This is a genomic window from Tropicimonas omnivorans, from assembly GCF_031846565.1.
GTDB lineage: Bacteria > Pseudomonadota > Alphaproteobacteria > Rhodobacterales > Rhodobacteraceae > Tropicimonas_B > Tropicimonas_B omnivorans.
Genome location: NZ_JAVRHL010000002.1, coordinates 990,807 through 1,016,253, shown reverse-complemented (window position 1 = coordinate 1,016,253; position 25,447 = coordinate 990,807). Strand labels below are relative to the sequence as shown.

The window sequence follows — 25,447 nt, the reverse complement described above, 5'->3', positions numbered from 1 at the left end:
CGGGCCTCAGAAGTAACGGATCAGGATGTAGCGCAGACCCTCCGGCGCCAGCTCGTAGAGCGCGCCGCCGGGGATCTTGACGTTGAAGGCGGTCTTGAACGTCAGCACCACGAAGAGCGCGAAGGCAAAGGCCGAGATCAGCGCGAGGCGGGACCGGTAGCCGAGCCGCAGCGTCAGCAGCACGCAGAACAGGATCGTCGCGGGCAGATACCCGATCACCGGAATGGCCAGCACGTAAAGGACATACCAGCCGACGAATTCGAGCGATCGCATCCACTGCGCGGCCTCCTGCCAACGGCCGGGCGTGCGCATCGTGCGAAAGGTCCGCGCCCACAGGATCGCCCCGAAGAGCGCCATCCCCCCCAGAGATAGCGCAGGCCAGAGGCGTGGCTGCGCGGCCAGTCCGGCCGAGGGCAGCCAGCTTGTCTGCCAGCTCATCATCGCCAGCACCGCTGCCGCGAAGATCAGGAACGCCGCACAGAACAGCAGCTCTCCGGGTTTCCGCCCGAGCGGGAAGACATGCGGTTCATGGTGTGGATCGGACATGTGTCATCCTCCGCGACGGCGTGCACCGCGCGTCCCGGCGGGGCGCGGCGCGACCGGTCGTGCGGCCGGGCCCGGCGCGCCGGGCCCCGGGCCTGTCACTCTTCGATCATCTCGTTGATCTGGCCGATGACCGAGATGTCGCTTTCGATCCGGGCCTCCGCCTCTTCGGCGTCCATCCAGTAGATCAGCGCGCCGGTTTCCTGAGACAATTGCTGCGCGCGTTCGGACATCACGGTTTCCTTCGCGACGGCGACGATCTTTTCGCGCACATCGTCCGGGGTGTCGGCCGGCACGAAGAGCCCGTTCCACAGCGACACGTTCAGCTCCGGCGCGATGGATCCCAGCGTCGGCGCATCGGGGAGGATCTCGATCGGCTGCTCGGTCACCGCGGCGAGGATCGTCAGTTCGTCGACGCAGGGAAAGACCTGCTGGACCGTCGTGTTGATCACGTCGAAATCGCCCGAAGCCAGCGAATTGCAATCGAGCGCGTCGGCCGAGGCGTCCGCCCCCCATTCGAAGCCGAGCTGCTTGGCGGCGGCGAGCGTCGCCTGGGTGGGCAGCGCGAAAGACCCGAAATGCCCGAGGACGACGCGGTTGTCCTGCGCGTAGTCGGCCAGCTCTTCCATCGTCGAATAGGGCGCATCGCCGGCGGCCGCGATCACGAACGGATAGGTCAGGAAGATGCCGAGCGGCTCGAACGGGTTCGGATCGAGCGCCGGGATGCCGAGCTGCGGTCCCACCACCGGGATGTCGACCACGAAGGAGCCGATGGTGTAGCCGTCGGGCGCGGCACTGGCCACGGACGCGGCGCCGGGGAACGGCCCGCTATCGGACGGCCGGTTGATGACCGCCGCCGCGACGCCGTAGGCCTCCTGGAAGTCCTCGGCGATCATCCGTGTCAGCACGTCCTCGAGATCGCCCGGCGGGAACGGGATCACGAAATTGACCGGCTTTTCCGGGTACTCGGCCGTCGCCACGGCCGGAGCCGCGGCAAGAGCGATGGCGCTTGCTGCGCGAAGGATCGTTTTCAAGATGGTCTCCCCGTTGTCATGGACCGGTTGCGCGTCGATTCGACTCGACGTCTATAAAGTTAACTTGTTAAGCGTAGGGCCGGCTGTCAATGATTAACGTGTGAACCAGTGCACCACCCCACCGGGACGGAGACGCGGGCCATACGAGACGATGCACCCGCCCCGGGTCACGGCACCGCCGGCCTAACCCTGCGCCTCGGTCTCCATCCGAATGGTGCCGTCGGCGACCCATCGGTCGATGACCTCGAGCGCCTTGTCGGCGAAGGCGAGATCGTTGATGTGACAATCGAGGTCGTGCAGCACGACCGGTTCCGTGATCACCTTGCGGTATTCGTCCACCATTTCGGCCAGAGCGTCCGGATCGTGCGCGGGCATACCCTCCACGTCCCAGGCATGGATGCCGCGCGCCGGCAGCAGGAATTCCACCGGGCCCTTCGACTGTTTGAGGCGCGCGGAGACGTCGCGCGCCAGCTCCCGCCGCTCTTCTCCGGTCAGGAAGGCCGACGCGATCAGTCGGTTGTGGGCGTGGTAATCCCGGTCCTGGAAGCGGCCCGGCGGCGACTGCCACGCGGGAAAGTCGATCATGTCGCCGAAAGCCGGCGCCGCGATCACCGGCGTGCCCCGGCGCCCGGCGGCCAGCATCCGGTCCTCGCCTGCATTGACCAGCGAGCCGGCCATAAGGTTGCCGACCTCCTGCACGGTGAAATCGAGGACGGCGGCGAAGTAACCCTGCTCGGCGAGGCTCTCCAGCGCCATGCCGCCCATGCCAGTTGCATGGAACACGGCAACCGAGAATCCGCGGTCGATCAGCGGCTGGCGCAGATGGATCATGTATTTCAGCGCCGAGGAGCCGAGGCTCGTCATCCCGATCACCGGCCGGTCGGGAGCGGGATGCACGACCGCCTGCGCCGCCCCGTAGACCGCGCCGGCTGCCTGGCTCAGCGTCGCCATGCAGATATCGTTGAGCCCGTAGAGACCGCCCGCCCAGAGGATCATCTGGATGTCCGCCGACAGCCGATCGGGCGCGATCAGCCCCGAAAACGCGATGGTGGATACGACGTATTTCGGCACGCCGAGCGGCAGCGCCCGAGCGCAATCGAGCGCCAGATCCGTGCCCATCGTGCCGCCAAGCGCGATCATCCCGTCGATCCGGCCCTCTGCACAGAGCTGCTCCGTCAGCTTCGAAGCCCCCTCCGCCATGATCTGCATCGCGACGTTCTCATCGCCCGCGGCGATCACGTCGGTGATCGACTTGTCGGCCGCCTTCGCCACGTCGTGCTTCGAAATGTCGGTTGGGCGCGAGGGATCGCCGAGTACGCTGACATCCATCTCCAAGACATCGCCGCCGAGCTTGCGGATGCGATCCGACACGAAGTGCAGCTCGCCGTCCTTCGTATCGTAGGTGCCGATGATCAGTATCGTTTTTCTATCGGTCATTGTCCTCTCCCTGCAGATCCGGGCCGCCTCTTGGCGCACCCGGTACGAGAGCTGACGCGACTGGCACCCGATGACACCGGGTCACGCCGGATCTCGTTCCGCGCCCCTTCGGCGAAATCGCACGTCCCTGTCGGATGCGGGCCGAAATCGAGTTCGCCCGGTCAGATTGTTTAACTTGTTATCTATTTGCAAGCGCAAATGCCGATGTCCCTTGGCGCGGCTTAGGTGGTGATACCGGCGCTGCCGTGCCTGCGGCTGACGGCCTCGCTTGCCGGTCGGCGGCGGCACCCAGACCATGTCCGGGTCGAACTACGAGACGACCCCCTCACCCGGACTTTGCGCAACAGAGCCGGGACCGGACGTCGTTTTGCGGGTAATCATCGAGGCCCCCCATCACGTTTGGGTCAGCTCGTTGCACAGGGTGCAGTTCTGTGGAAGTGAGCTTGAAAAGCCGGGTTCGCCCGCCGGACCGCACGAGGAACAGACATGGCCTTTCGCTTCACGCACCTTCTTGCCGGCGTTTTTCTTGCATCCGCCGCGAATGCCCAGATGCCGCCGCCGACCGTCGGTGTGATCGAACTGAAGACCCAGGCCGTTCCCCGCACCATCGTCGAGCCAGGGCGCGCGATCGCTTCAGCCCAGGTGGAAATCCGCCCGCGCGTCGAAGGCACCGTGACCGAGATTGGCTACCAGGCCGGACGGCCGGTCGAGACAGGCGATGTCCTCTTCCGGATCGATCCCTCGACTTACGAGGCCGACCTTCGCGCCGCCGAAGCCGATCTCGCCGCGGCCCGGGCATCGGTGCAGGAGGCCGAAGCGGCGCTACAGCGTTCCGAGCAACTGCTCGGGACCGGGACGTCGCAGGCGCAGGTCGATACAGCCCGCAGCACGCTGGAACAGGCGCGGGCGACGCTGCAATCGGCGACCGTGACCCGCGATTTGGCGCGGACGGATCTGGATCGCACGACGGTAACCAGCCCCATCACGGGGGTTGCCGGCTTCGCGAACGTTTCGGTGGGCGATCTGGTTGCAGCCAACCAGGCGGACGCCCTTGCGACTGTCACGCAGCTGGACCCGATCGACGTGGAGATCTGGGCACCCTCGGCGCGCATCCTGTCACTGATCGACGATGTGTCGAGCGATCGGGTGGAGATCGCGGAGTCGATCACGGCGACGCTGACGCTCGAGACGGGCCGCACCTTCGACGCCGACGGGCAGATGGTCGCAACGGGACAGAACGTATCCGAGACGACCGGCTCCCGCGCGACCCGCTTCCGCTTCGAGAACCCCCGCCATGTTCTCCTCCCGGGCATGTTCGTCCGGTCGGAGGTCATGCTGGGCTCGGCCCGAGCGATCCTTGTGCCGCAATCGGCCACCGAGCGGGCACCGACCGGAGAGCTGACGGCCTGGGTCGTCGTGGACGGGGCAGCCGAGCAGCGCAGCCTGAACGAGATCGGCACGCACGAGCATGGCTGGATCGTGACCGACGGGGTCGCAGCCGGAGAGCTTCTGGCCGTCGACGGCCTGGCAAACCTCACGACCGGGATCGAGGTGCAGACCGTTCCGGTCATGCTCGACGAGGACGGCGTCGTTCGCGATCTCGAGGATGCCGATGCACCCGGCGACACCGAAGCGGAATAACGGCGCATCATGGCACAGTTCTTCATCCACCGACCCGTCTTCGCGTGGGTCATCGCCGTTCTCGTGATGCTCATGGGGGCAATCAGCCTCTGGCGTCTGCCGATCGAGCAGTATCCCCAGATCGCCCCCACGACGATCAACGTCAGCGCCACGTACGGCGGAGCCAATGCGGAGGTCGTCGCCAACTCGGTCACATCGATCATCGAAGACGCGCTGACCGGGATCGAAGGCGTGATCTACATGACCTCCTCGTCGTCGTCCGGGAGCGGCGGCGTCGTTCTGACCTTCGAGGACGGCGTCGATCCGGACATCGCGCAGGTGCAGGTTCAGAACGCGATGCAGCGTGTCTCCGCGCAGCTGCCCTCGATCGTTCAGCAGAACGGCGTGTCCGTGAGGCGGTCGACCAGTTCGACGCTTCTGGTGGCGGCTCTGGTCGACCCCGAGGGAAACAGCACCTCGCTGGAACTGGGTGATCTGGTGACGGGTCGGATCGTGGGCCCGATCCAGCGCCTCGACGGCGTCGGTTCGGCCCAGCTTTTCGGCGCCGGCTACGCCATGCGGATCTGGATGGATCCGCTTCGGATGAACCAGTACCGTGTGACCCCCGCCGACGTGACCGCCGCGATCTCCGAGCAGAACTCCAACCTGACCGTGGGCCAACTCGGCAGCGAGCCCATCGCCAAGGGTCAGCAGATCACCGTGGCCCTCTCGGCGCAGTCCCAGCTGAGCACCGCCGAAGAATTCGAACGCATCCTGCTCAAGACCTCGCGGGACGGATCGACCATTTTCCTCGGCGACGTCGCCGACATTGCCATCGGGCAGGAATCCTACGGCACCGGCGGGCGCTACAACGGCCAGCCCGCTGCTGGCTTCTCGGTCTCGCTGGCGCCGGGCGCGAACGCCGTCGCCACCGCCGATCGGGTCCGCGAAACGCTGACGACACTGGGCGCGGCGCTGCCCGACGGGGTCGAGGTCGTCTATCCCTACGACACCTCCCCGTTCATCGAGGAATCCATCAACCAAGTCTACCACACGCTGATCGAGGCGGTGGTCCTCGTCTTCATCGTGATCTTCGTCTTCCTGCAAAGCTGGAGGGCGACGCTTATCCCCGTCGTCGCCGTGCCCGTGGTGCTGCTCGGGACCTTCGGCGTGCTGCTGCTCTTCGGCTTCACAATCAACACGCTGACGATGTTCGCCCTGGTGCTCGCCATCGGCCTTCTGGTCGACGACGCCATCGTGGTCGTGGAGAACGTGGAACGGATCATGGACGAGGAAGGACTGGATCCCGTCGCGGCCACCGAAAAGAGCATGAAGGAGATCACCTCCGCCCTCATCGGCATCGTGCTCGTCCTGTCGGCAGTGTTCCTGCCAATGGCTTTCATGACCGGCTCGACCGGGGCGATCTACCGCCAGTTCTCCATCACGATCATCACCGCCATGGTCCTGTCGCTGGGGGTCGCGGTCATCCTCACGCCGGCCATGTGCGCGACCTTGCTCAAGCAAAGCAGCCACCGGTCGCGCTTTGCGCCGGCACGCTGGTTCAACACCTCCCTCGATCGCACCACATCGGGCTATGGCCGTGCCGTCGGCGTCCTGATCCGGCGGCCCCTCTCGATGCTCGTGGTTCTTGCCGCCATCACGGCCGGCGCGCTCTACTTCTACGACCGTCTGCCGAGCTCGTTCATTCCGCAGGAGGATCAGGGCGTCCTGCTGGTCATGGTCTCGACCCCCGACGGATCGACGACCCCCAGGACCGAGGCCCGCGTGTCCGAGGTCGAAGACTACCTGCTCAACGCGCAGGGAGACGCGGTGGAGTCGGTTTTCGGCGTCATGGGCTTCAGCTTCGGCGGCTCGGGTCAGTCGTCGGCCATGCTCTTCGTCAAGCTGGCGGATTATGAAGAGCGCGAGGGTACGAGCGCGGCCGATATCTCCGCGCAGATCAACCAGCACTTCTATCTCAACAACCGGGCCGGCACCGTCTACGCGCTCCAACCGCCGGCGATCCAGGGAATGGGCGCAACCTCGGGCTTCTCGATGTATCTCGTCGACCGCAGCGGTCAGGGCGCCGAGCGCACCGCCGAAGCAGCCGACGCGGTCGTGGCAGCAGCGCAGCAAGACGGGCGGTTGACCAATCTGCGCGGCAACGACAACCCGATCCAGTCCTCGCTCCGCATCGACATCGACCAGCAGAAAGCGGCCGCACTCGGCCTGTCCGTCAGTAACGTCAATGCGATGCTGTCGGTCATCTTCAGCGGGCGCGAGGTAGGCGATTTCCCGATGGCCGACGACTTGCGCCCGGTGATCGTGCAAGGTCAGGCCGAAGCACGCTCGCAGCCCGAGGATATCGGACGCTGGTACGCCCGCAACGATTCCGGCGAGATGGTCTCGCTCGACGCGTTCACCTCGCTGGTCTGGGACGAGCAGCCTCAAGCCATCAACCGCTTCGCCGCCACACGCGGGATCCAGTTGACCGGGACCGCCGCGGAGGGTGTATCCTCCGGCGACGCGATGCTGCTGATGGAGGAGTTCGTCGCGGATCTCGGCGACGGTTACGGCGTCGAATGGACGGGGCTATCCTATCAGGAACGGCTTTCGGGCAACCAGGCGCCGCTGCTCTACGCCCTGTCGGCGCTCGTCGTCTTCCTCGCGCTCGCAGCGCTCTACGAAAGCTGGGCCCTGCCGCTGGCCGTGATGATGACGGTCCCTGTCGGCATCTTCGGGGCGATCGGCGCGGCGCTCTTCTTCGGCCAGCTCAACGACGTCTACTTCAAGGTCGGCCTTCTGACGACGATCGGTCTGGCCGCGCGGAACGCGATCCTGATCGTGGAATTCGCCGAGGAACAGCGGCGCGAAGGCAAAGGCCTCGTGGACGCCGCGATCACCGCCTGCCGGATGCGCCTGCGTCCGATCCTCATGACGACGCTTGCGTTCATGTTCGGCGTGCTCCCCCTGGCGATCGCTTCGGGTGCGGGCGCCGCCGCGCAGCAGTCGATCGGCATCGGCGTTCTCGGCGGCATGGCCGCCGCAGCGGTTATCGGGATCTTCCTGGTGCCGGTCTTCTACGTCGCCGTCCTCGGAGCCGTGGCACGCGTGCGGAAGGGCGCAAGACAGCCGGCGTAGGTTTGGACTGCGCCGCGCTGTCGCTCGCATAGCCGGCTGGCCAAGGTGGCTCGAGCCGGCGTGCCCGGGCCATTCCGGCCAGGAACATCAAGATCGGAAGGCATTCGCTTTCGGAGCGGAGTGCCCTTTGTCCGACAGCTCTTCGAAAGGCAGGGCGTTCAGCGGCCGCGGTCGCGCTCCCTGCCCCGCTGCCCCGCTGCCCGGTTCACGGATCAAGGGCTTGCGGCATCTGCATCCTGAAGAATTTGCTGCGCGCGGTCGATCAGGGGTCGGTCCACCATCTTACCGTCGAGCTGCACCACCGACCCTGCGGCCGCGTCGAGCGCCGCAAGGATGCGCTGCGCCCAGTCGATTTCGGTCGGGGTCGGAGCGAAGCCGTCGTTCACGCGTGAGACCTGCGCCGGATGGATGCAAAGCTTCGCTCCGAAGCCCATGGCCCTGCCCCGGACAACATCGCCGGCGATCACATCGGCGTCCTTGAGTTCAGTGGTGACGCCGTCGATCGGCGGCGCCAGCCCGCCGAGGCGCGACGCCAGCACGAGTTCGAACCGAGCGGGGTCAAGCACGGGACCGCCTTCGGGAATGCGCGCGTCGGCGCCAAAATCGAGATTGCCGAAGGCAACGCGTTCGACACCGTCAAGCCGCACCGTGTCCCGAAGCCCGGCGAGCCCCGCGACCGTTTCCACGAGCGCGATCAACGGACGTCCATGCAGATGCGCGGCAACATGTGCGACGGCATCGGGTTCGGCCTTGGGCACCATGACGGCGACGGCCGGCAGTGCTGCAAGCGCATCGAGGTCGTCCTGATGCCAGGGCGTACCCGCACCGTTGATCCGCACCAGCCCCTGGCCGCCTTCGGCAAACCAGGTCCGAACGTGCGCGCGCGCCTCATCCTTGGCTTCAGGGCCGACCGCGTCTTCAAGGTCGAGGATGATGGCGTCCGCACCGGACGCTGCCGCCTTGGCGAACCGGTCGTGGCGGTGGCCTGGCACGAAAAGATAGCTGCGCGGATGTTTCATGGCGCCACACCGGTGCCGAAGGCTGCCTCCGCCTTCATGGCCAGTTCGCCGTCTGGCCCCCTGGCCCAGAGGTCGAGCTTGCCATCCTGGCCCGGCGCGGATTCCAGTTTGAAGGATTGACCGACGAACAACGGCGCCATGCCCCGGAATGTGAATTCGACAAGCCGCTCGTCAGGCCGGGACTCCGCGGCAAAACCCTGTAGCAGGGTCGCGATCAGCGGGCCGTGGACCACGAGATCGGGATACCCTTCCTCGCCGGTGGCATAGGGGTGATCGTAGTGTATGCGGTGGCCGTTCCACGTCAGTGCCGAATAGCGGAAGAGCAGCACCGGATCGGGAACGACCTCGACCGAGCGATCTGCATTCGCGGGAGCGGCGGACGGCGACGGCTTCGGTGCATCCGGCGCGGGCGCCTCGCGGTAGACGATGTCCTGCTCTTCCTCGATGCAAAGCGCGCCGCCAACCGCGATACTGTGCCTCACGGTGACGAAAACCAGATTTCCGGCGCGACCGGACTTCGATACCACGTCCAGGATTTCGCTCGTTTTCTCGGCCTGCGCGCCAACCGGAACGGGAGCATGATACCGCAGCCTGCCTCCGGCCCACATGCGACGAGGCAGCGCCACATCGGGCAGAAAGCCGCCGCGCCTTGGATGACCGTCCGAGCCGAGTTCGCTGCGGCGGACCGCCGGATTGAAGAACAGCCAGTGCCAACCCGGGGGCAACGCCCCGCCTTCGACCGGCGCGTCGTCAAGATCCAGTACCGCCGCCATTGCCGCAACGCGGGCCGGTCCCATTCGCTCCGACCTCGTCTCCACCCTCCCGATGGCAGAGCGGTGATCGTCTTCGCGCAGCGCCGTTTGTGTCGTCATTGCCAGAATTCCTCCTCGTGAGGTCAGAAGATGACCTTTTCGTCGACCAGACGCGTCTGCTCGGCCCGGCCCAGGCCCAGAAGCGCGCCGTAGACGTATTCCTCATGTTCGCCGAGGCCGGGGGTGCCGCGCTCCATTCCGGGTGCGTCGCTGCCGGAGAAACACGCCGGAAAACCGACAGCCATCCGGCGACGCCCGTCGGTTTCGGTCACCGGCACCACGGCGCCGCGGCCAATCATGTGCGGATCGTCGGCGATATCCCCGGCACGCCACGACACGTGCGCCGCGATGCCTGCCTCCTGCAGACCTTCCGCCGCCTCGTCGGCGTCCACCGATGCTGCCCAGTCCGCGACCAGCGCATCCACCTCTTGCCGAGCGGCAACGCGCGCCTCGGACGTGGAATAGCGGGAATCCTGTGCAAAATCGGGGCGTCCGATGATACCCGCCAGTGTCGACCATTCCACGTCACTGGACACCGCGATCGACAGCCACCGGTCATCGTCGCGTGTCGCGTAGAGCCCGTGCGGCGCACGTTGCGGGTCGGTATTTCCGGTCCTGCGCATCTCCACCCCGGAAGAAGCCGCGGTCATCGCATCACCGGCGAGAGATGAGGCGACCTCGCGTGCAGCGACATCGACGTGACAGCCCTGACCCGTGTGGCGGCGCTTGTGCAGAGCGGCCATCGTTGCGAGCGCAGCGTTCATCCCGACGGAATGGTCCATGACATGGCGCATCTCCACGGGAGGGCCGTCTTCGTATCCGCTCAGATGTCCCAGCCCTCCCCATGCTCCGAAGAGCGGCGCGTATCCGGCAAAATGGCTGTCAGGTCCCGTCTGGCCGCAGGATGAGACCGACGTCATGACGATGTCCGGTTTCACCTCGCGAAGTGCCGCATAGCCCAGCCCCAGGCGCTCGATGACGCCGGCACGAAAGCTCTCGGCGGCGACATCGGATCGTGCGACGAGGCGTTTGGCCAGCGCTACACCTTCCGGATGCTTCAGGTTGAGCCGCACCGACAGCTTGTTCGACGCGACCTGATCGAACGTCGCGGGGCCGGCGCGGCCATAGACCGCGTGCGGTTTGCGGAAGATGTCCAGACGCTGTGCGCTCTCGATCTTGATGCACTCCGCGCCGAGTTGCGACAGCATGTGTGTGCAGAACGGGCCTGCAGCGTGAACGGTGAAATCCGCGATGCGGATGCCGGAAAGCGGTTTCATACGGTCGCCCTCCGTGCAGTTGCCTCATCGCCTGCATCAAGAAGACCTTGATGAGCACCCGGCGCAGGTGCGGCCGCGCCAAGCGGCAGGCCGGTCTTGGCAAAACGGAACGGCGCCGTCTGGATCTTGATCGTCCCGGTTCCGGGAACCTCGAGGTCCTGGAAGATGCCGCGCGCCGTCTCATGTTTTCCCGACAGGATCTGTTCGGGCGTGTTGTACCGCGCCATCGGCACACCCAGATCCTGCGCCCGCGCGACAAGCTCATCGACATCATGGTGCCGCGCCCATGCGCGAATGGCGTGATTGATCGTGTCGCCCTGTTCGCTGCGACGGGCGGGGTCGCTCATTGCCTCGTCGAGCGCCCATTCCGGGTTCTCCATGAGCCGCACGAGCCCTTGCCACTGGCGCTCCTCGAGCGTCAGAAGCTCGACGTAGCCGTCACGGCACTCGAGTACGCCGCCATACCGGAAGGATCGCGAGTGGCGATGTTCGATGGAGCCATCGCCATATCGCTGCAGCGCAAAGGCCCCGACCGCGACGTTGGCATCCTGCACCGACGCATCGACAAACTGTCCCTCGCCGGACCATAGCGCGGCAAGTGCGGCGAGCGCCGCGGCGACGCCGCCCTGCATTTCGGCGAAGTGTCCGGCGATCTTCAGAGGCGGACGATCCGGAAACATGTCTGCCGACAAGCCGTTAGGCAGAAGGTAGCCCTCGCCGCCCGCATGGACGATGTTGATCTCGCCGGCTTTCCAGCCAGCCTTTGGTCCGGCCGCGCCAAAGGGCAGAACCGAAAGATGCACCAGCTCCGGATGCCGTTTCGCAACGCTTTCCTGATCCAGCGACCACTCTTCTCGATCTGCCAGCGGAGTGTCGTCGATCAGGATCTGGGCGCCGTCCAGGAGGACCGCGAGCGCATCGCGGCCCTCGCCCGTGTCGAGGTCACAGATGACGCTGAACTTGTCCGCTGCGACGTACTGGAACAGCGCACTGCCCCCGGTTTCGAAAAGCGGCGCCTCGCGGCGCAGCGGGCACAGGGCCGGAGGTTCGACCATGATCACCTCCGCCCCCATGGCCGCGAGAAGGCGTCCGGCCCAGGCCGCGGACACGCCGGAGGCGTGTTCAACTACGCGAATGCCCGCAAGTGGCTTGTCCTGCTGCATGGCGACGCCCTCCCCTCCTGGTTTCGGCTCAGCGGACGACCGGCAGGTCGAGTTCGAGATTGCCGCCATCGAGGAACACCCGGAGCTCGGGATCGCGCGACTGCAGCGCGACGGTCGCGACGCCGGGGGTGGTGACTTCCCCGCGCTGGTTCTCCCCCCAGATCTCGATGTCGACGAGAGCGTGGCCGTCCTTGATGTACTTCTTGGACACCTTGCCCTTGCACCAGGTGCTGTCGCCCATGGTGTTGAAGCGGCGCATCTCCGTGCGGACCCGCTTGAGGAAGGCCGCGTCGCCCATCCAGTTGGTGACCAGCGTGGCCATCCACGATGACCGCTGCGGGCCATAATCATAGACGCCGGGGACGCCGACCTCTTTCGCCGTGGATTCGCGGTGATGGCCGATGCCGGTGTACTCGATGCCGCCGCCCGCTTCGGGGTTGCGGAAGAAGTGGCCCGGATGCTTCATCGCCGCCTGGAACACCACGCCGTGTGTGTGACCGCGACCGCAGCCGACGAGGAAGCCCATCGTGTCCATCAGCGACAGCGGACCCCGCACGATGGTGTCGAGCGTCTCGCCCTCGGTCACATCCTCCCAATAGCGCACCTTGGACCCCCGGATCTTCTGGGGTTCTTCCATGATGCAGGCGTCGAGTGCCTCGTATTCTTCGGGCGTGTAGTCGTGGGTCGTGATGTCCTTGTACTTTCCGGCGTCACGCGCAGCCTTGCGTTCGTGACGGGTGCAGGTGCCAAGAGCCCGCGCCAGCAGGTCACCGTGCTGGTTGAAGTAGCTGGCTTCGACGTATTGCAGGACGAGGCGGCCGGAGAACCTCGACTCCTTTTCCTCGATCCCGATCACGCGCTCCACGGCGTTGACGCGGTCGCCGGGACGCACGTTGCGGAACAGTTCCCAGTCGTTGCCCGCATAGAAACCGTGGACGCCCGGAAGACCCCAGCGGGTGCGCCCGATCCAGCCGAAGGCCATCGGGAACATCGGGTGACCAAGCTGCGTCCCAAAGCGGGACGCGGCACCGTAGCCAGGATCGCGGTACAACGGATTGAGGTCACCGATGCCGTTGCACCAGTTGCGCAGGGTATCGGCGGTCGCATCCTGCAAGTAGGGGCCCTCGGGGCGCAGCTGCAGGCCGATCATGTCGCGGGCGGCAGCAATGGCCTCGTCCGTGATCTTGCCCTCGGCCGGTGCGCCACCCATGCCCTTGGTTGCGGTTTCGTCACTCTTCTTGATCGTTTCGGCAGTGGTCACGGTCCGTGTCTCCTCTTGTACATTCAAAATTTCCGCGGCGCGGACTGCGCCGTGGCGGCGCCGGGACATCTGCCCGCCATTGCCCCTCAAATAATGCATTATATTATTTTTGGTCAAGCGTAGTTTGTTGAGGCGACGTATTTTCGCTCAAAACACCGATTATTTTGGGATAAGACGCAGCTTTGGGGGGCCAAACCCAGTGGCGCCCCCGATAAAAGATGCATTATTATGACTGCTTAGAGCGTCAGGTCGCTCGCCGTCGTGATGGTTGCGTAGCGCTTAAGCCCGGCCAGAGCGAAATCATGCTCCTCGCGCGTTGCGCCCGCGCAGCAATCTTCCAGCACGACACATTCGTAGTCGCGATCATGTCCCTCTCGAACCGCCGCAGAGACGACGCCGTTCGTGGACACCCCGGCGAGAACAAGTCGGGAGATGCCCTGCGCCCGCAGAAGCGGCTCAAGCTTCGTGCCGTAGAAGGGGCTGACACGATGTTTGATGATATCCGGGTCGCCTTCCTGCGGGGCGAAATCGGCGAAGACCTCGGTTCCCCACCCCCCAAGGGTAAATACGTTGTGGTCCCGTGCTTTCGAGAAGATCGGCGAACCGGGCGGGCACTCGGCATAATCGGGTGAAAACCCGACGCGGACGTATCCGACCATCAGGCCGGCTTCGCGCGCGCGGCGAATGGCAAGCCTGGTGGCATCGTAGACACCGCGCTCCTGGCAGAGCGGGACGTAGGATTTCGCCCCCATACCCTCCGGATGGATAAGATCGTTGAGCATGTCCATGACAAGCAGGATGCTTTTTTCAGGCATGTCTGTCTCCTTGCTACGTTGCGATTGCGCCTTTGGCGGCACCGCGTAGCGCAGGAGGCCCGCTCCGCCCTATTCGGTGTAACCCGCCTTGAACTCGTCCCACCCGGCGCGGATGTGCGTGCGCAGGGCTGACAGCATGGTCGCTTCCTCGTGAGCCAGGATGGCGCTCAGCATCTCGCGATGCTCGTCCGAGGCCCGCTCGACCCGATTTTCCAGCTTGTTGATCAGATCGAAGGGATAGCGCGCCCAAAGCGCCCGCACGAAGCGCAGGGTCTGCGGCAGGTCTGCTGCCAGATAGAGAACCTCGTGAAAGCGGTAGTTGATGCTCCGCACCGCGTCCCGATCGCCCTGCCCTGCCGCCGCTTCGAGCTGCTCCTGCAGGTCGCGGAGCTCCCGCATCTGTTCCGATGTCAGCTTTTCCATCGCGCGCAGGGCAAGCTTGCATTCCAGCGTCACCCGCAGGTCCACGATCTCTTCCGTCGCGTTGATGTCGAACGGGGCCACGACCGCGCCGCGATGGGACGTGCTCAGAACGAACCCTTCCGCCTCCAGCAGCTTGATCGCTTCGCGCACCGGGGTGATGCTCGTCCCGATCTGCTCGGCGACCTCGGCCTGCTTCAGCTTCGAACCACGCGGAAACTGCCCGGAAATGATCCCTTCGCGCAGGTAGTCGGCAACCCGCTCTTCCTTGGTCTGGTGCTTCAACGTGCCGGCCTTCCATGCATCTTCCGAGTGCCATATAGCCTTCTTCCGGTGGCATGATGCAATATTTCACCCCAGGGCACCGCGATCGGGATCACCATCCAGTCGCAGGACATGTGGCGATCCCGCGCCGTCGGCCGGCGGATACAGCAGGGCGACCAGGGGATCATGGCCCGGCAGCACGTGATCGTCGCTGTCGGCCAGAGCCCGGATGGTATCGTGCGCCGCGATCATGTCGGAAGACTTGAAGACGACGGCGAAAGGCACGCCGCGCTCGTATTCCTCGTAATAATGCAGGGCGTCCGACGCCAGCACCACCCAGCCTCGCTCCGTTCGGACGCGGACGACCTCCTGTCCGGCACAATGTCCGCCCACCCAATGCACGCTGACCCCGTCGGCTATGTCCGCCTCGCGCCCGTGCAGGCTCAACCGGTCCGCATGCAACAGGGCGACCAGTTTCTGGATCTCGTCGACCTCGTAGGCGCGACGAAACCAGGCCTTTTGCATCCAGGGACCGGTGACATACGACATCTCCTCGGCCTGCATGTGAAATTGCGCGGCGGAAAGGCGTCGAGAAACCCCAGATGATCGTAATGGGCGTGCGTCAGGATCACCGTGTCCGCGGCAGCGGCGTCGATCCCAAGCGTCGCCAGCGCCTCGACCGGGCTGAGCAAGTGCGTATGTCCGTGAAGAGCGGCCTTTTCGGGGGCCATGCCCGTATCGACGATGATATGCCGGTCACCGCACACCAGCACCCACGAATAGAAATCGAGCACCAGCGGCACATCCGGCTGCGCCTCGAGGATGAAGTTCTGCCCCCGTGTCCGGTCCGGATTCACCGCGTGCCGGATGCCGTAGATCTTCCAGATTGAATCCGACATCGCTCTGACCTCACACCGCTGCGCCGAGAAACGTGTCGATGGCTTGCTGGCGCGAAGCACTGTCTTTCAGCTCCTCCGCGCTGCGGTGTCCCACCAGCATTCCTCCGCGGAGGAAGTGCAGCTCATCGCAGATGCGCATCGTTACCGCCAAATTCTGCTCGACGAGAACGATGCTGAGGTTCGTCTCCTTGCGGATCGCGGCAAGCCGGTCGAACACCCGCCGCACCAGCATGGGCGCAAGCCCCAGCGACGGCTCATCGAGAAGCAACAGGCGCGGCCCAGCCATCAGGCCCCGCCCGATCGCCAGCATCTGCTGTTCACCGCCCGAGAGGCGCCAAGCGGAGCGGTCGGCCTTGTTCGCGATTTCCGGAAAGAGATCCAGCACCATCGCGGCCCGGCTTTTTCGGTCGCGCCCGCCTAGATGGTACCCGCCCAACACGAGATTTTCGCGGACCGTCATGTTGCCGACGATCTCGCGACCCTCGGGAACGTAGACGATACCGCGCCTGACACGCCCTCGTGTCGGAAGATCATCCAGATCGGTGCCATCGAAACGAACGGTTCCCGTGGCGGGGATAAGCCCCGCAATGGCTTTCATGATCGATGTCTTGCCGGCGCCGTTGGCTCCCAAAAGGGCAACCACCCTTCCGGTCCCCACCGAGAAGGAGACATCCTCGACGGCCTGCGCCTTGGCCCCGTAGAACACCGACAGGTCCGAAACGTGCAGAAGATCAGTCATCGTCGCTCCCCAGGTAGATCCGAACCACGTCTTCGTCGTTGCGGACTTCATCAGGCGTGCCGCAGGCGACGAAGGCGCCGAAGTTCAGAACGTAGATCCGGTCGCAGATCGACATCACCAGATCCATGTCATGCTCGACGACCACCATCACCAGCTCGGGTGATGCGAGGGCGCGCAGACTTCGCATCAGATCTCGCGTTTCCAGGTTGTTCAGGCCGGCAGCCGGCTCGTCGAGCATCAGAACCGCGGGGCGCCCGACGATCGCGCGAGCGATTTCGACGAGCCGCAGCATCCCCGGCGGAAGCTCCGACGTCATCTTGTCCGCCGCCCCGGCGAGCCCGAGTTCGGCCAGCGCGCGTTCGGCGTCTGCCCGCATCTCCGACATCTCGTCCCGGCCGCGACGGGTCGGCAGGAAGGAATGCAGCCAGCCCGAGCGGTAGTTGCGGGCCACCCCGATCATGACGTTCTCGAGCACCGTCAGATCTGGGCTGAGGGCGGTGTGCTGGAAACTCCGCACGATGCCCTTGCTGGCGCGGGCCGCAGGTGACAACCCGTCGAGGCTTTCCCCGGCATAGGTGATTGTCCCCTTCTGTGGAGAGTATGCACCGGTCAGACAGTTGAAGAGACTGGTTTTCCCGGCCCCGTTGGGGCCGATCAGGCCGCTTATCTCGCCCGCGCGAAATTCCACGTCCAGCCCCTTGAGGACCTCGATCCCACCGAAGGACAGCGCAATACCGTCACCCTTCAGCGAATTCGTCGCGATATCCATCACCGTGCCTCCTTGCGATCTGCAATCATCGCCTTCAGGCGCGGCAGGTAGTGCCCCAGCAGGATCATCCCCAAGAGCGCGAGTCCGTAGAACACCGGGATCCAGGCCCCCGACGCCGACAGGAACTGAGGCACCAATGTCAGAAAGGCGCCGCCGATCAGCGCTCGTGGCAGCGTCAGCCCGTAAAAGCTGACCACCGATCCCACGAGCAGGAAAATCGAGGACCAGAGCGTGTAACCGCTGGGCGAAACGGTCGAGCCCGCGAAAGCGAGCATCGAACCGCAGAGCGCGGCGATGCCGCCGCTGATCCCCATGATGGCGATGCGCGCCCAGACCTGCCGGGTGCCGAAAGCGTCGGCGGCGGCCGGGTGGGTCTTGGCAAGCAGGATCGCCAGCCCCTGGCGGGACTGGCGAAACCGCGACAGCGCGTAGACCGCCGCAATCAGCACAACCAGCGCCACGTAGTAGCGTTGATAGCTCATCGGGACGCCCGGGATCAGCGGCCGGGACACGTAGAGCCCCTCGTACCCCCCCGTCAGCGCGTCGGCGTTGTTGATAAGTTCCGGCACCGCCAGGGCCAGTGCCATTGTCGACACCGCAAGGTAGATCCCCGAGAGCTTTCGCGACGGCCATGCGAAGGCTACGCCCGAGATCACGCCGAGCAGAAGCGCCAGCGGGACGCTCAGCAGTATAGACAGACCATATCGTGTGTCCAGGATCGCCACCGAATAGGCACCCACCGCAGCGAAGAATGCGTGGCCGATCGAAACCTCTCCGCCGTAGCGTACGAGCACGCTTACCGCGAGCACGCCGATGGAATTGGCAAAGCAGACGCCGAGCGCGAAGATCCACGATCCGCCGATCAACAACGGCATGGCGATCAGGATCACTGCCAGCACGTAGCTGCCGAGGCCTGAGGACATGAGGCTCCAGAGACGTTCGTGGGTCCCTGACTGCAGGTCTGTTACCTTGGCGGGTTGGTTATACACGGGTGCCTCCTGCGCGTTCCAATATCCCGTTGGGAAAGATGTTCAGCGCCAGCAGGATCACTCCGAGCAGAAACGTGCTGCTGAATTCGGGCGAAACGTAGAAGGTGAACAGGTTCATCAGAACGCCGATGAGGATGCCGCCGACAAGGCTGCCCGGCAGACTTGCGAAACCGCCGATCACGGCCGCCGCGAATGCCTGCAGCATGAAGGCGGCCACGGTGGTCACGCTGAGGAAGGTCGTTGGCACGATCAGGAGCGCGCCGACGACACCGAGGACTGCGGCCACGGTCCACGAAAAGAGGTGAACCGAACGGAGGTTGAGACCGCAGACTTCGGCGGCGAAAGGATTTTCCGATATGGCGCGGAAGGCGATGCCAAGCTTGGTATAGTCGATGACCGAGAACAGGGCGCCTATGGTGACGACGGCCACGGCAAGAACCGTCAGATCGTAGCCGGTGATCAAGAGGCCCAGGACCGACATGCGGAAGCGCGGGATCGGCAGATCGAGGCTGACGATATCGGCGCCGAAGATCAGGAGCGTCGCGCCCTGTGCGATCAGGCCGATACCCAGCGTCGCTATGGTTGCCGTCAGGTCGGATTCGAATACCAACGGCGAGATGATGGCGTAGGTTACGAACGCGATGGCAATCACCGCCATGACAGCCAGCAGCACCGCGGTGCCCCAGCTCAGCTCCAGCAGCACGCCGCTGGAGAAGCCGTAGATCAGGAAGGCGGCGAAGCCCGCGACATTGCCGTGGCTGAAGTTGACCACACGCGAGGACTTGAAGATCATGACCAGCCCCATTGCACCCAGGGCATACAGACATCCGGTGATCATCCCGGACCAGGCGAGCGGAAACAGGTCGCGGAGAAGGTCGCTCATGCCGCGTCCCCCCGCGTGACGGCGTCATCCACGGCGCCGCGTTCCACGAGTTCGATCACGCCCGGAAAGTAACGTCCCGACAGATCGGTCGTGGTCGCCGCCTCATAGTAGCGCCTGACGCTCGCTGCAGCAGGCAGATTGATGCCGGCGGTCTGCGCCATCTCGAAGACGTAGGAGATGTCCTTGAGCACATATTCCGGCGAGAACGCCCTTTCGGGAAATTCGCGCGGGAGCATCGCCTTCCTGCCGTGGTTACGAAGAACAAAGCTGTCCCCCGACCCCTTCGAGACCGCCTCGAGAAGCGTCTCGGGCGCAACGCCGGACTTCTCGCCCAGCACCATCATCTCGGCCAGTGCCACGGTATTGGCGAAGACGAGCATGTTGTTGACGAGCTTGAGGACCTGCCCCGCTCCGACTTCGCCGCCGTGAGTGATGTCGGTGGCGATATAGTCGAGCATGGGCTTGATCCGCGCGAACAGGTCGGACGGCGCGCCCACCATGATCGCCAGAGACCCCTTCTGAGCCGCCTCGCGGGTGCGGGCGACCGGCGCATCTGCAAAGGCGACCCCATTGCCTGCAAGCGACGCGGCCACTTCGCGGGCCAGTTCGACCGGTGCGGTCGAAAGGTCGACGACCGCCGTGCACCTGCCCTTGTTCGCGCCGATCTCGCCTGTCACCGCCTTCACTTGCTGGCCGCCGGGCAGCGACAGAAAGATCACATCGGCTTGCGCCGCCATGTCTGCAATCGATCCGGCCCGCTCCGCCCCGGCTGCTTCGACATCGGCCAGCGCATCCTCCGACAGATCGAAGGCCACAACGCGCCCAAGGTGTTTTGTCGCCATGTTCCTGCACATCGGCCCGCCCATGACGCCAAGCCCGATGAACCCGATGGTTCCCATATTGCTCATGATCTCAATCCATCAACATGCCGCCGTTCACATCGAGAACGGTACCGGTGATCCAGTTGGAAGCAGGCGAACAGAGAAAGAGGATCGCCTGCGCGATATCTTCGGGCTGACCGAAGCGGCCAAGGGGAACACTGCCATTGGCCGACGGCGCAGAGCGTTGCGTCACGGTTTCCCACATCGGGGTTTCGACCGGACCGGGCGCAATGATGCTGGCGTAGACGCCCTTGGGCGCGCCAGCCTTCGCGACCCATTTCATCAGACCGTGAACCGCCGATTTTGCGGCCACGTATGACGGTCCCGAGGCGACGCCCCCGATCTTGGCAGCTATGGATCCAAGCGCGACCATCTTGCCCATGCCTTGCTCTTCCATGACCGGAAAGATCGCCCGCACGGGGTTCACCACGCCCATCAGATTGACGTCGAGGATCGCCCGCCATTCGTCATCGGTGGAGTCGGACAAAGGTCGGTGCGAGATAGTCCCGGCGCAAAGAACCAGAGCGTCGATGCGGCCGTGTTCGTCCAGAACGCTTGTCACCAGAGCGTCCGTCTCGCTTTGCGAGGTCACGTCGTAGCGACGGTAGATCACATCGGTCCGGCCAAAATCGGCGCTTTCGACGATGTCCGTCGCGATGACCGTGGCCCCCGCCTCGGCCAGGGCGAGCGCTGTCGCCCGACCTATTCCGCCTGCCGCGCCGGTCACGAGCGCGACCCTGCCGTCCATACGTGCGGGTGCGCTGATTGGTGTCAGGGCCATCCCTGTCTCCCGGATTAACTTGTCTGGTAGGATAAAGCCTCCGCCGCTGTGCGGCGAAGGCTGGGGGTGCCGTCACTCGGCCGGAGCCTCGTTGAAGACGACCGACGGATAGGGGCGGAATTCCTGGACAAGCTCGAAGTCGTCACCCTTCGCCTGGATGATGCCCTCTTGCCGCGTACCGCGGTGATCCCCCTGCTCGAAGGTCACGCCGCGCGCGCCTCCGACAGAGGCGCCTTCGAGCGTTTCCAGCGCGGCGACCAGGTTCTCGCGCGTCAGTTCATCGCCTGACTCCAGAAGCGCTTCGAACCCCTTGTGGAAGATCGCGGCATTGCTCCAGCCATTGAGGCCGAACACCCCAACGGGGTCATTGGGATAATACTCCGCGATCGAGTCGCGATAGGCCGCGATCTCAGGTTCATCGCTGGAGACCGGAAGCAGCCAGGATGAAAAATAGACCCCGTCCAGCAGATCACCCGCCAGTTTGAGCGTCGAGGGATCCGCAGTGAAGAACGGCGCGAACCATTCCGCTTCGAGCCCCTGCAGATCGGCAGCCTTCAGCGCCGCCGCCAGGTTCGCATTCGATCCGAAGAGGATCACCGCCTCGGCACCGGAATTCGAAACGCGCCGGATATGAGGACTGAAGCTGGTCGTCTTCACATCGAAGGGCACGGATTCGACTAGCTCCATGCCCGCCTCCTCCATGTAGCTTTCGATGCCGCGCTGCGCGGATTTACCGAGTTCGTCGTTTTCCCAGAGCAGCGCGATCTTGGTCAGCCCCAGGTCATTGACCGCGTATTCCGCGTTCGACGCTGCCGACCAGCCATAGTCGGGCAGAAGCGGAAAGACGTTCGGCTCGACAAAGAACGCGCTCGCGCCTCCGATCGGACCAACCACCGGAAGCCCGACTTCCCGTGCATAAGGAAGCACCGCCACGTTCGTGGCCGTCCCGATGGGCGCCGAAAGAGCGAAGATCCCGTCATCCTCGACGAGCTGCCGTGTCACCGAGACTGATCGTGCCGGATCGTAGCCATCGTCCTTGGTGACATAGTTGACCGTCCAGCCATCAATGCCGCCATTCTCGTTCAGGTGGCGGTAATACGCTTCGGCGGCGTGGGTCAGGGTTGCGTAGAAGGGAACTGGCCCCGTCACCGGCGTGAACGCACCGATGGTGACGACCTTGTTCTCCTCGTCGATCCCCGCATCCGCGGCCGCCAGGGGCCCTGCGGCCACTCCTGCAGCTACGATGGATGCGACGCACATCGGCCTCCTCAACTGCGAAATCATCTGCACTCCTCCCATGCATGTTTCGTGGTCTTGCGACGACGTTACGTTCCTCCGAACGGTTTCGTCAACTTATGTAATGCATTTTTTACGGGTAAAAAACGGTGTAGTCTGGCGTTTCACCTAGATATATCCAAATTTATCAGCGGATATGCGCCAAAATCTGGCTTTTGCCAGCTCTGCCCATGAACAACAATGCATTTTATTCTTGCTTGGCGCCATCGCCTGTGCGACCCGTGCCGCTGATATCGCCGTCCGTGCGGCAGCCAGTAACCGGGAGAGCGCCATGGAGAGCGGAGTTCTGAAAGGAAGAACCGTCGTCGAACTGGGGAGCATGATCGCGGCCCCGTTCGCCACACACATTCTGCAGCAGCTTGGCGCCGAGGTGATCAAGATCGAGCCGCCGGCGGGCGAGACCACCCGCAAGCTGGTGCGCGGGGGCCCGAGCGGCAGTTATCTCGCCTTCAATCGCGGCAAGCAAAGCCTGTGCCTCGACCTGCAGTCCGAGGCGGGCAGCGAGATCTTTCGCGAACTGGTAAGTCGGGCGGACATCGTCCTGCACAACCTCTCGCCCTCGGCGGCCCGGAAGCTCGGCGCCACGTTCGAGGATTGCAACGCGCTGAACCCCGGCATCATCTTCTGCCACATCAAGGGTTACGGCGCCGGTCCGCTCGCCGAAGAAGTCGCGTCGAACCCGATCGCCGAAGCTGCCACCGGGGTGATGTTCTCGAACCGGGTTGCCGGCCGGCCGTCGCGCCTCGGGCCCTCCTACCATGATCAGTTCGCGGGGTGTTACGCCGTGATTGCCGTCCTTTCGGCATTGCTTTCCGGCGACGATGAAAAGCGCAACATCGAGCTTGGCCTCTACGAGACGGGCCTGCACATCGCCGCACGCGATCTGCTGGGCGTCCAGCTCAAGACGCAGCTTCTGGGACGCCCCGAAACCGAACCGTCGGCCGAATTCAGCATTCCCGGATACGGAGCATACGAGACGTCGGACGAGCGGTGGGTCTATCTCGTCATGCTTACCGATGAACATTGGCGAAAGTTCTGCCTGGCGACCGGCGTCGCACCGGACCCTGAACTCGCCACCCTTCGCGCCCGCCGCCGCGCAAGACCTCGGGTGGAGGAGATGGTGTCTTCCGCGGTTGCCGAATTCAGCTATGACACGCTGGCTGACAAACTTTCCGCTCACGGCGTCGGCTTCACCGAAATCCTCTCCACCGATCGCGTGCTGAGCACCCCGCAAGCGACGTCTCCCGGCAAGACGTCGGAGTTCGGCTTCAGGGATCTGGCGTTCGAAACGCCCGACCTGCCGCTTCCGTCGATGGTGCGGAACGACGGGCTTTCTGCAGCTCCCCCCCTTCTGGGCGAGGACACCGAAGCCGTGCTCGCCCGGCTGGGTTACGACGCAGACACCATTGCCGCCATGGTTGCCTCCGGTGCGGCCGTGCTGGCCGACAAGGAGGCCGACCTCTGGTCGCGCCCGAAGGTTCCGACTGCGGCCACGTCGTGATCGTCGACACCTCCGCTCCAAAGCAGCTTGGCAGTGGCCATCGAGCTACCGCCGCGAAGGTCAGCGGCGGTGTCGACCATGCGCGTTCTCTTCAAGTGTTACGATCCGGGGGTCCGGCGTCGGCGAAATGGGTGCCGATATTTCGCATGCAGACATCCATGTCCCCCCCGCCACTGGGTTCGCACGAAGAGCGCCAGGGGAAATTTTGCAAAGTCTGTTCTTTGCCCGGAACGGGTATCGGTTGACGAAGATTCCGTCGGCGTGGAAACTACCGACACCACGGTGCGCTGCTGCTACTCAGTCGCCCCTCATTGCGCGCAGCTCCTCCAGCCCCCGCTCCCAGGTCATGGTCGGAACGTAGCCCAGTTCGCGCTCGGCCTTGCCGATATCGAGCGTTATCTCGACCGCGCTCGTGGAGAACTCCTGCAGGCTCAACGGCCCCCGCAGCCGACCGCCGCTCAGGCGGTAGGCCGCTTCGCCGGCACGCGCGACGGTGCGCAGGACGGACCGCGGCACCGTCTTCGTCGGCGGGGCGACGCCCTGGCTTTCAAGCAGGCCCGTCACCGTCTCGCGGAACGGGCGCGCCGGGCCATCGGACAGGTGATAGATTTCGCCGCTCTGCCCCCGTTCCAGTGCAAGATCGACGGCGTGGCATAGATTGGCGACGTGCAGGGTCGAGCTGAGATACGTGCCGCCGGAAATCCAGGCAAGCTGACCGCTGCGGGCAGCCGCCAGCAGGACCGGCAGGGCGGTCGTGTCATCCCGTCCCCAGACCATGCGCGGTCGCAGGATCACGATATGCTGGCCGTCGGCCGCGGCGCGGCGCGCGATCCGCTCGGCCTTGGCCTTCCCCGCCCCGTAGGCCCCCGCGGGGCGGCGCGGGTAAGGCGCGGTCTCGTCGACGTTCCGGAGCGGGCGGCCGCTTTGCAGGACGGAATCCGTGCTGACGAGGATTATACGACCCACGCCAGCCCGACGCGCGGCCTCGAGGACGCGGCGCGTTCCCTCTGCATTGGTCCGGTAGGCCTCGGACCCGATCCCGTGATCGGTGCTCGCCGCCGCGTGGATCAGGACGTCCGACCCGGCAAGCAGGGGCGCAAGATCGGTCTCCATGATGTCGCCGAGGACGGGCTGTCCGCCCCAGCCCGCCACCCTGTCGGCCGCCTCGGTATTGCGGACGAGACCCGTGACGCGGCTACCGCGACCCGAGAGATGGCGCAGGAGATTACGGCCGACATAGCCCGCCGCGCCGGTGACGAAGATGCAGGCGTCAGACATCGGCGGGCTCCTCGTCCAGGCTGCCGTCCCGTGCGAGCGTTTCGATCTCGGAAAGGATCGCGGCGCGGTCGGCTGGATCCCAATGGTGGAACTGGAGATGTTCCTGAAACTTCAGCCCCTCCAGCGCCAGCCAGGCCAGCCGGGCGGCCCGGGGCCGGCTGGCCGCGCCCGATAGCTCCTTGCCAAGGGCGTTTTGATTCTCGCGGAAGGTGGCGCGAAGAACGTCATCCTGCATCAGGGCGGCAACGAGGCTCAGGACCGCGGCATTCGCCTCCGGCCCCGGCGGACTGCGCCGCGCCGCCTCGATCCGGCCCATCAGCGGCGCGTCCGGCGCGCCTTCGAAGGGCGCACGGCAGGCCGCGTTGAAGGCGTTGTCTGCCGCAATCGTGCGCTCGACCAGGGCCGCGACGAGGTCGCGCTTGGTGGAATGCTCGTAGAGAACGGTCGCCTTGGAGACGCCGGCCTCTTTCGCGATAGCGTCCACCGTCAGCACGCCGTCCCGCGCGACCACGCGCTCGACCGCGTCCAAAATCTCGTTCTGATCGTGCTTGCGTGGGCGCGGCATCGTCTTGACCAATTTTATTTCCGACCGTTTGGTTATTAACTGGCGTGATGCCTCCGTCAA

The 25,447-nt window shown here is 64.9% G+C and carries 24 protein-coding genes; 4 read left to right on the top strand and 20 right to left on the bottom strand.

The features are described from left to right. Positions 1–6 precede the first annotated feature (6 nt). From RM543_RS10125 to RM543_RS10115, 3 genes are all read right to left on the bottom strand, one after another. Positions 7–546, bottom strand: coding sequence for a tripartite tricarboxylate transporter TctB family protein (locus RM543_RS10125; RefSeq protein ID WP_311691144.1), 540 nt, complete (start codon positions 544–546; stop codon positions 7–9). A gap of 95 nt (positions 547–641) precedes the next feature. Beyond that, positions 642–1,577 (bottom strand): tripartite tricarboxylate transporter substrate binding protein, encoded by a 936-nt coding sequence (locus tag RM543_RS10120; RefSeq protein WP_432280446.1) that lies wholly within the window; start codon positions 1,575–1,577, stop codon positions 642–644. A 183-nt stretch (positions 1,578–1,760) separates the two neighbouring features. After that, on the bottom strand, positions 1,761–3,014 hold the full coding sequence (locus RM543_RS10115) for a Tm-1-like ATP-binding domain-containing protein (protein ID WP_311691142.1): 1,254 nt from the start codon (positions 3,012–3,014) through the stop codon (positions 1,761–1,763). Positions 3,015–3,500: 486 nt separating this feature from the next. On the opposite strand from RM543_RS10115, the gene RM543_RS10110 reads away from it, so the two are divergent. Both RM543_RS10110 and RM543_RS10105 read left to right on the top strand, forming a co-directional pair. After that, the gene (locus tag RM543_RS10110) at positions 3,501–4,655 is read left to right on the top strand and encodes an efflux RND transporter periplasmic adaptor subunit (protein WP_311691140.1); all 1,155 of its coding nucleotides are present in this window, start codon (positions 3,501–3,503) and stop codon (positions 4,653–4,655) included. Between the two features lie 9 nt (positions 4,656–4,664). Continuing rightward, complete coding sequence (locus tag RM543_RS10105; RefSeq protein ID WP_311691138.1) at positions 4,665–7,775, top strand: multidrug efflux RND transporter permease subunit; 3,111 nt, start codon at positions 4,665–4,667, stop codon at positions 7,773–7,775. A gap of 212 nt (positions 7,776–7,987) precedes the next feature. Here the strand turns inward: RM543_RS10105 and RM543_RS10100 are convergent, their stop codons facing one another. The 8 genes from RM543_RS10100 to RM543_RS18940 all read right to left on the bottom strand — a co-directional run bounded on the left by RM543_RS10100 (position 7,988) and on the right by RM543_RS18940 (position 15,537). Further along, the gene (locus tag RM543_RS10100; protein WP_311691136.1) at positions 7,988–8,794 is read right to left on the bottom strand and encodes an HpcH/HpaI aldolase/citrate lyase family protein; all 807 of its coding nucleotides are present in this window, start codon (positions 8,792–8,794) and stop codon (positions 7,988–7,990) included. Further along, positions 8,791–9,666: an HTD2 family dehydratase gene (locus tag RM543_RS10095; RefSeq protein WP_311691134.1), complete on the bottom strand. Its 876-nt coding sequence runs from the start codon at positions 9,664–9,666 to the stop codon at positions 8,791–8,793. Before RM543_RS10095 ends, RM543_RS10100 begins: the two co-directional genes overlap by 4 nt. A gap of 23 nt (positions 9,667–9,689) precedes the next feature. Further along, positions 9,690–10,883 (bottom strand): CaiB/BaiF CoA transferase family protein, encoded by a 1,194-nt coding sequence (locus RM543_RS10090; protein ID WP_311691132.1) that lies wholly within the window; start codon positions 10,881–10,883, stop codon positions 9,690–9,692. Then, positions 10,880–12,046, bottom strand: coding sequence for a CoA transferase (locus tag RM543_RS10085; protein WP_311691130.1), 1,167 nt, complete (start codon positions 12,044–12,046; stop codon positions 10,880–10,882). The genes RM543_RS10090 and RM543_RS10085 overlap by 4 nt, the downstream gene beginning before the upstream one ends. A gap of 28 nt (positions 12,047–12,074) precedes the next feature. Beyond that, entirely contained in the window at positions 12,075–13,307 is a 1,233-nt protein-coding gene (locus tag RM543_RS10080) for an FAS1-like dehydratase domain-containing protein (RefSeq protein WP_311691128.1), read from the bottom strand. 236 nt (positions 13,308–13,543) lie between these two features. Beyond that, positions 13,544–14,122: a cysteine hydrolase family protein gene (locus tag RM543_RS10075; RefSeq protein WP_311691126.1), complete on the bottom strand. Its 579-nt coding sequence runs from the start codon at positions 14,120–14,122 to the stop codon at positions 13,544–13,546. Positions 14,123–14,191: 69 nt separating this feature from the next. Then, the gene (locus RM543_RS10070) at positions 14,192–14,827 is read right to left on the bottom strand and encodes a GntR family transcriptional regulator (protein WP_311691124.1); all 636 of its coding nucleotides are present in this window, start codon (positions 14,825–14,827) and stop codon (positions 14,192–14,194) included. Positions 14,828–15,249: 422 nt separating this feature from the next. Continuing rightward, on the bottom strand, positions 15,250–15,537 hold the full coding sequence (locus RM543_RS18940; protein WP_432280452.1) for an MBL fold metallo-hydrolase: 288 nt from the start codon (positions 15,535–15,537) through the stop codon (positions 15,250–15,252). Here RM543_RS18940 and RM543_RS10060 point away from each other — a divergent pair. After that, complete coding sequence (locus RM543_RS10060; protein WP_311691120.1) at positions 15,418–15,696, top strand: hypothetical protein; 279 nt, start codon at positions 15,418–15,420, stop codon at positions 15,694–15,696. The two genes, RM543_RS18940 and RM543_RS10060, sit on opposite strands and share 120 nt — an antisense overlap. Positions 15,697–15,715: 19 nt before the next feature. Here the strand turns inward: RM543_RS10060 and RM543_RS10055 are convergent, their stop codons facing one another. The 7 genes from RM543_RS10055 to RM543_RS10025 form a co-directional block, all read right to left on the bottom strand. Continuing rightward, positions 15,716–16,411: an ABC transporter ATP-binding protein gene (locus RM543_RS10055; protein ID WP_311691118.1), complete on the bottom strand. Its 696-nt coding sequence runs from the start codon at positions 16,409–16,411 to the stop codon at positions 15,716–15,718. Between the two features lie 25 nt (positions 16,412–16,436). After that, complete coding sequence (locus tag RM543_RS10050; RefSeq protein ID WP_311691116.1) at positions 16,437–17,213, bottom strand: ABC transporter ATP-binding protein; 777 nt, start codon at positions 17,211–17,213, stop codon at positions 16,437–16,439. Continuing rightward, positions 17,213–18,202, bottom strand: a complete 990-nt coding sequence (locus RM543_RS10045) for a branched-chain amino acid ABC transporter permease (RefSeq protein ID WP_311691114.1) — start codon at positions 18,200–18,202, stop codon at positions 17,213–17,215. Before RM543_RS10045 ends, RM543_RS10050 begins: the two co-directional genes overlap by 1 nt. Next, positions 18,195–19,085: a branched-chain amino acid ABC transporter permease gene (locus tag RM543_RS10040; protein ID WP_311691112.1), complete on the bottom strand. Its 891-nt coding sequence runs from the start codon at positions 19,083–19,085 to the stop codon at positions 18,195–18,197. Before RM543_RS10040 ends, RM543_RS10045 begins: the two co-directional genes overlap by 8 nt. Continuing rightward, positions 19,082–19,993, bottom strand: coding sequence for an NAD(P)-dependent oxidoreductase (locus RM543_RS10035; RefSeq protein WP_311691110.1), 912 nt, complete (start codon positions 19,991–19,993; stop codon positions 19,082–19,084). Before RM543_RS10035 ends, RM543_RS10040 begins: the two co-directional genes overlap by 4 nt. Positions 19,994–19,997: 4 nt before the next feature. After that, positions 19,998–20,747 (bottom strand): SDR family NAD(P)-dependent oxidoreductase, encoded by a 750-nt coding sequence (locus RM543_RS10030; protein WP_311691108.1) that lies wholly within the window; start codon positions 20,745–20,747, stop codon positions 19,998–20,000. Between the two features lie 72 nt (positions 20,748–20,819). Beyond that, the gene (locus RM543_RS10025; protein WP_311691106.1) at positions 20,820–22,007 is read right to left on the bottom strand and encodes an ABC transporter substrate-binding protein; all 1,188 of its coding nucleotides are present in this window, start codon (positions 22,005–22,007) and stop codon (positions 20,820–20,822) included. A gap of 172 nt (positions 22,008–22,179) precedes the next feature. On the opposite strand from RM543_RS10025, the gene RM543_RS10020 reads away from it, so the two are divergent. After that, positions 22,180–23,544, top strand: coding sequence for a CaiB/BaiF CoA transferase family protein (locus tag RM543_RS10020; RefSeq protein WP_311691104.1), 1,365 nt, complete (start codon positions 22,180–22,182; stop codon positions 23,542–23,544). Positions 23,545–23,841: 297 nt separating this feature from the next. On the opposite strand, the gene RM543_RS10015 is transcribed toward RM543_RS10020, so the two are convergent. Both RM543_RS10015 and RM543_RS10010 read right to left on the bottom strand, forming a co-directional pair. Continuing rightward, entirely contained in the window at positions 23,842–24,822 is a 981-nt protein-coding gene (locus RM543_RS10015; RefSeq protein WP_311691102.1) for an NAD-dependent epimerase/dehydratase family protein, read from the bottom strand. Next, a complete protein-coding gene (locus tag RM543_RS10010) occupies positions 24,815–25,387 on the bottom strand; it encodes a TetR family transcriptional regulator (protein WP_311691101.1) in 573 nt (190 codons plus the stop codon). The genes RM543_RS10015 and RM543_RS10010 overlap by 8 nt, the downstream gene beginning before the upstream one ends. Between the last annotated feature and the right edge of the window lie 60 nt (positions 25,388–25,447).

Excerpts from the sequence above, each read along its gene's own strand:
- RM543_RS10010 (WP_311691101.1), bottom strand. The coding sequence starts at position 25,387 with ATGCCGCGCCCACGCAAGCACGATCAGAACGAGATTTTGGACGCGGTC.
- RM543_RS10025 (WP_311691106.1), bottom strand. The coding sequence starts at position 22,007 with ATGTGCGTCGCATCCATCGTAGCTGCAGGAGTGGCCGCAGGGCCCCTG.
- RM543_RS10125 (WP_311691144.1), bottom strand. The coding sequence starts at position 546 with ATGTCCGATCCACACCATGAACCGCATGTCTTCCCGCTCGGGCGGAAA.
- RM543_RS10115 (WP_311691142.1), bottom strand. The coding sequence starts at position 3,014 with ATGACCGATAGAAAAACGATACTGATCATCGGCACCTACGATACGAAG.
- RM543_RS10060 (WP_311691120.1), top strand. The coding sequence starts at position 15,418 with ATGGGCGTGCGTCAGGATCACCGTGTCCGCGGCAGCGGCGTCGATCCC.
- RM543_RS10090 (WP_311691132.1), bottom strand. The coding sequence starts at position 10,883 with ATGAAACCGCTTTCCGGCATCCGCATCGCGGATTTCACCGTTCACGCT.
- RM543_RS10110 (WP_311691140.1), top strand. The coding sequence starts at position 3,501 with ATGGCCTTTCGCTTCACGCACCTTCTTGCCGGCGTTTTTCTTGCATCC.
- RM543_RS10095 (WP_311691134.1), bottom strand. The coding sequence starts at position 9,666 with ATGACGACACAAACGGCGCTGCGCGAAGACGATCACCGCTCTGCCATC.
- RM543_RS10020 (WP_311691104.1), top strand. The coding sequence starts at position 22,180 with ATGCGCCAAAATCTGGCTTTTGCCAGCTCTGCCCATGAACAACAATGC.
- RM543_RS18940 (WP_432280452.1), bottom strand. The coding sequence starts at position 15,537 with ATGGCCCCCGAAAAGGCCGCTCTTCACGGACATACGCACTTGCTCAGC.
- RM543_RS10075 (WP_311691126.1), bottom strand. The coding sequence starts at position 14,122 with ATGCCTGAAAAAAGCATCCTGCTTGTCATGGACATGCTCAACGATCTT.
- RM543_RS10105 (WP_311691138.1), top strand. The coding sequence starts at position 4,665 with ATGGCACAGTTCTTCATCCACCGACCCGTCTTCGCGTGGGTCATCGCC.
- RM543_RS10100 (WP_311691136.1), bottom strand. The coding sequence starts at position 8,794 with ATGAAACATCCGCGCAGCTATCTTTTCGTGCCAGGCCACCGCCACGAC.
- RM543_RS10085 (WP_311691130.1), bottom strand. The coding sequence starts at position 12,046 with ATGCAGCAGGACAAGCCACTTGCGGGCATTCGCGTAGTTGAACACGCC.
- RM543_RS10050 (WP_311691116.1), bottom strand. The coding sequence starts at position 17,213 with ATGGATATCGCGACGAATTCGCTGAAGGGTGACGGTATTGCGCTGTCC.
- RM543_RS10030 (WP_311691108.1), bottom strand. The coding sequence starts at position 20,747 with ATGGCCCTGACACCAATCAGCGCACCCGCACGTATGGACGGCAGGGTC.
- RM543_RS10015 (WP_311691102.1), bottom strand. The coding sequence starts at position 24,822 with ATGTCTGACGCCTGCATCTTCGTCACCGGCGCGGCGGGCTATGTCGGC.
- RM543_RS10040 (WP_311691112.1), bottom strand. The coding sequence starts at position 19,085 with ATGAGCGACCTTCTCCGCGACCTGTTTCCGCTCGCCTGGTCCGGGATG.
- RM543_RS10035 (WP_311691110.1), bottom strand. The coding sequence starts at position 19,993 with ATGAGCAATATGGGAACCATCGGGTTCATCGGGCTTGGCGTCATGGGC.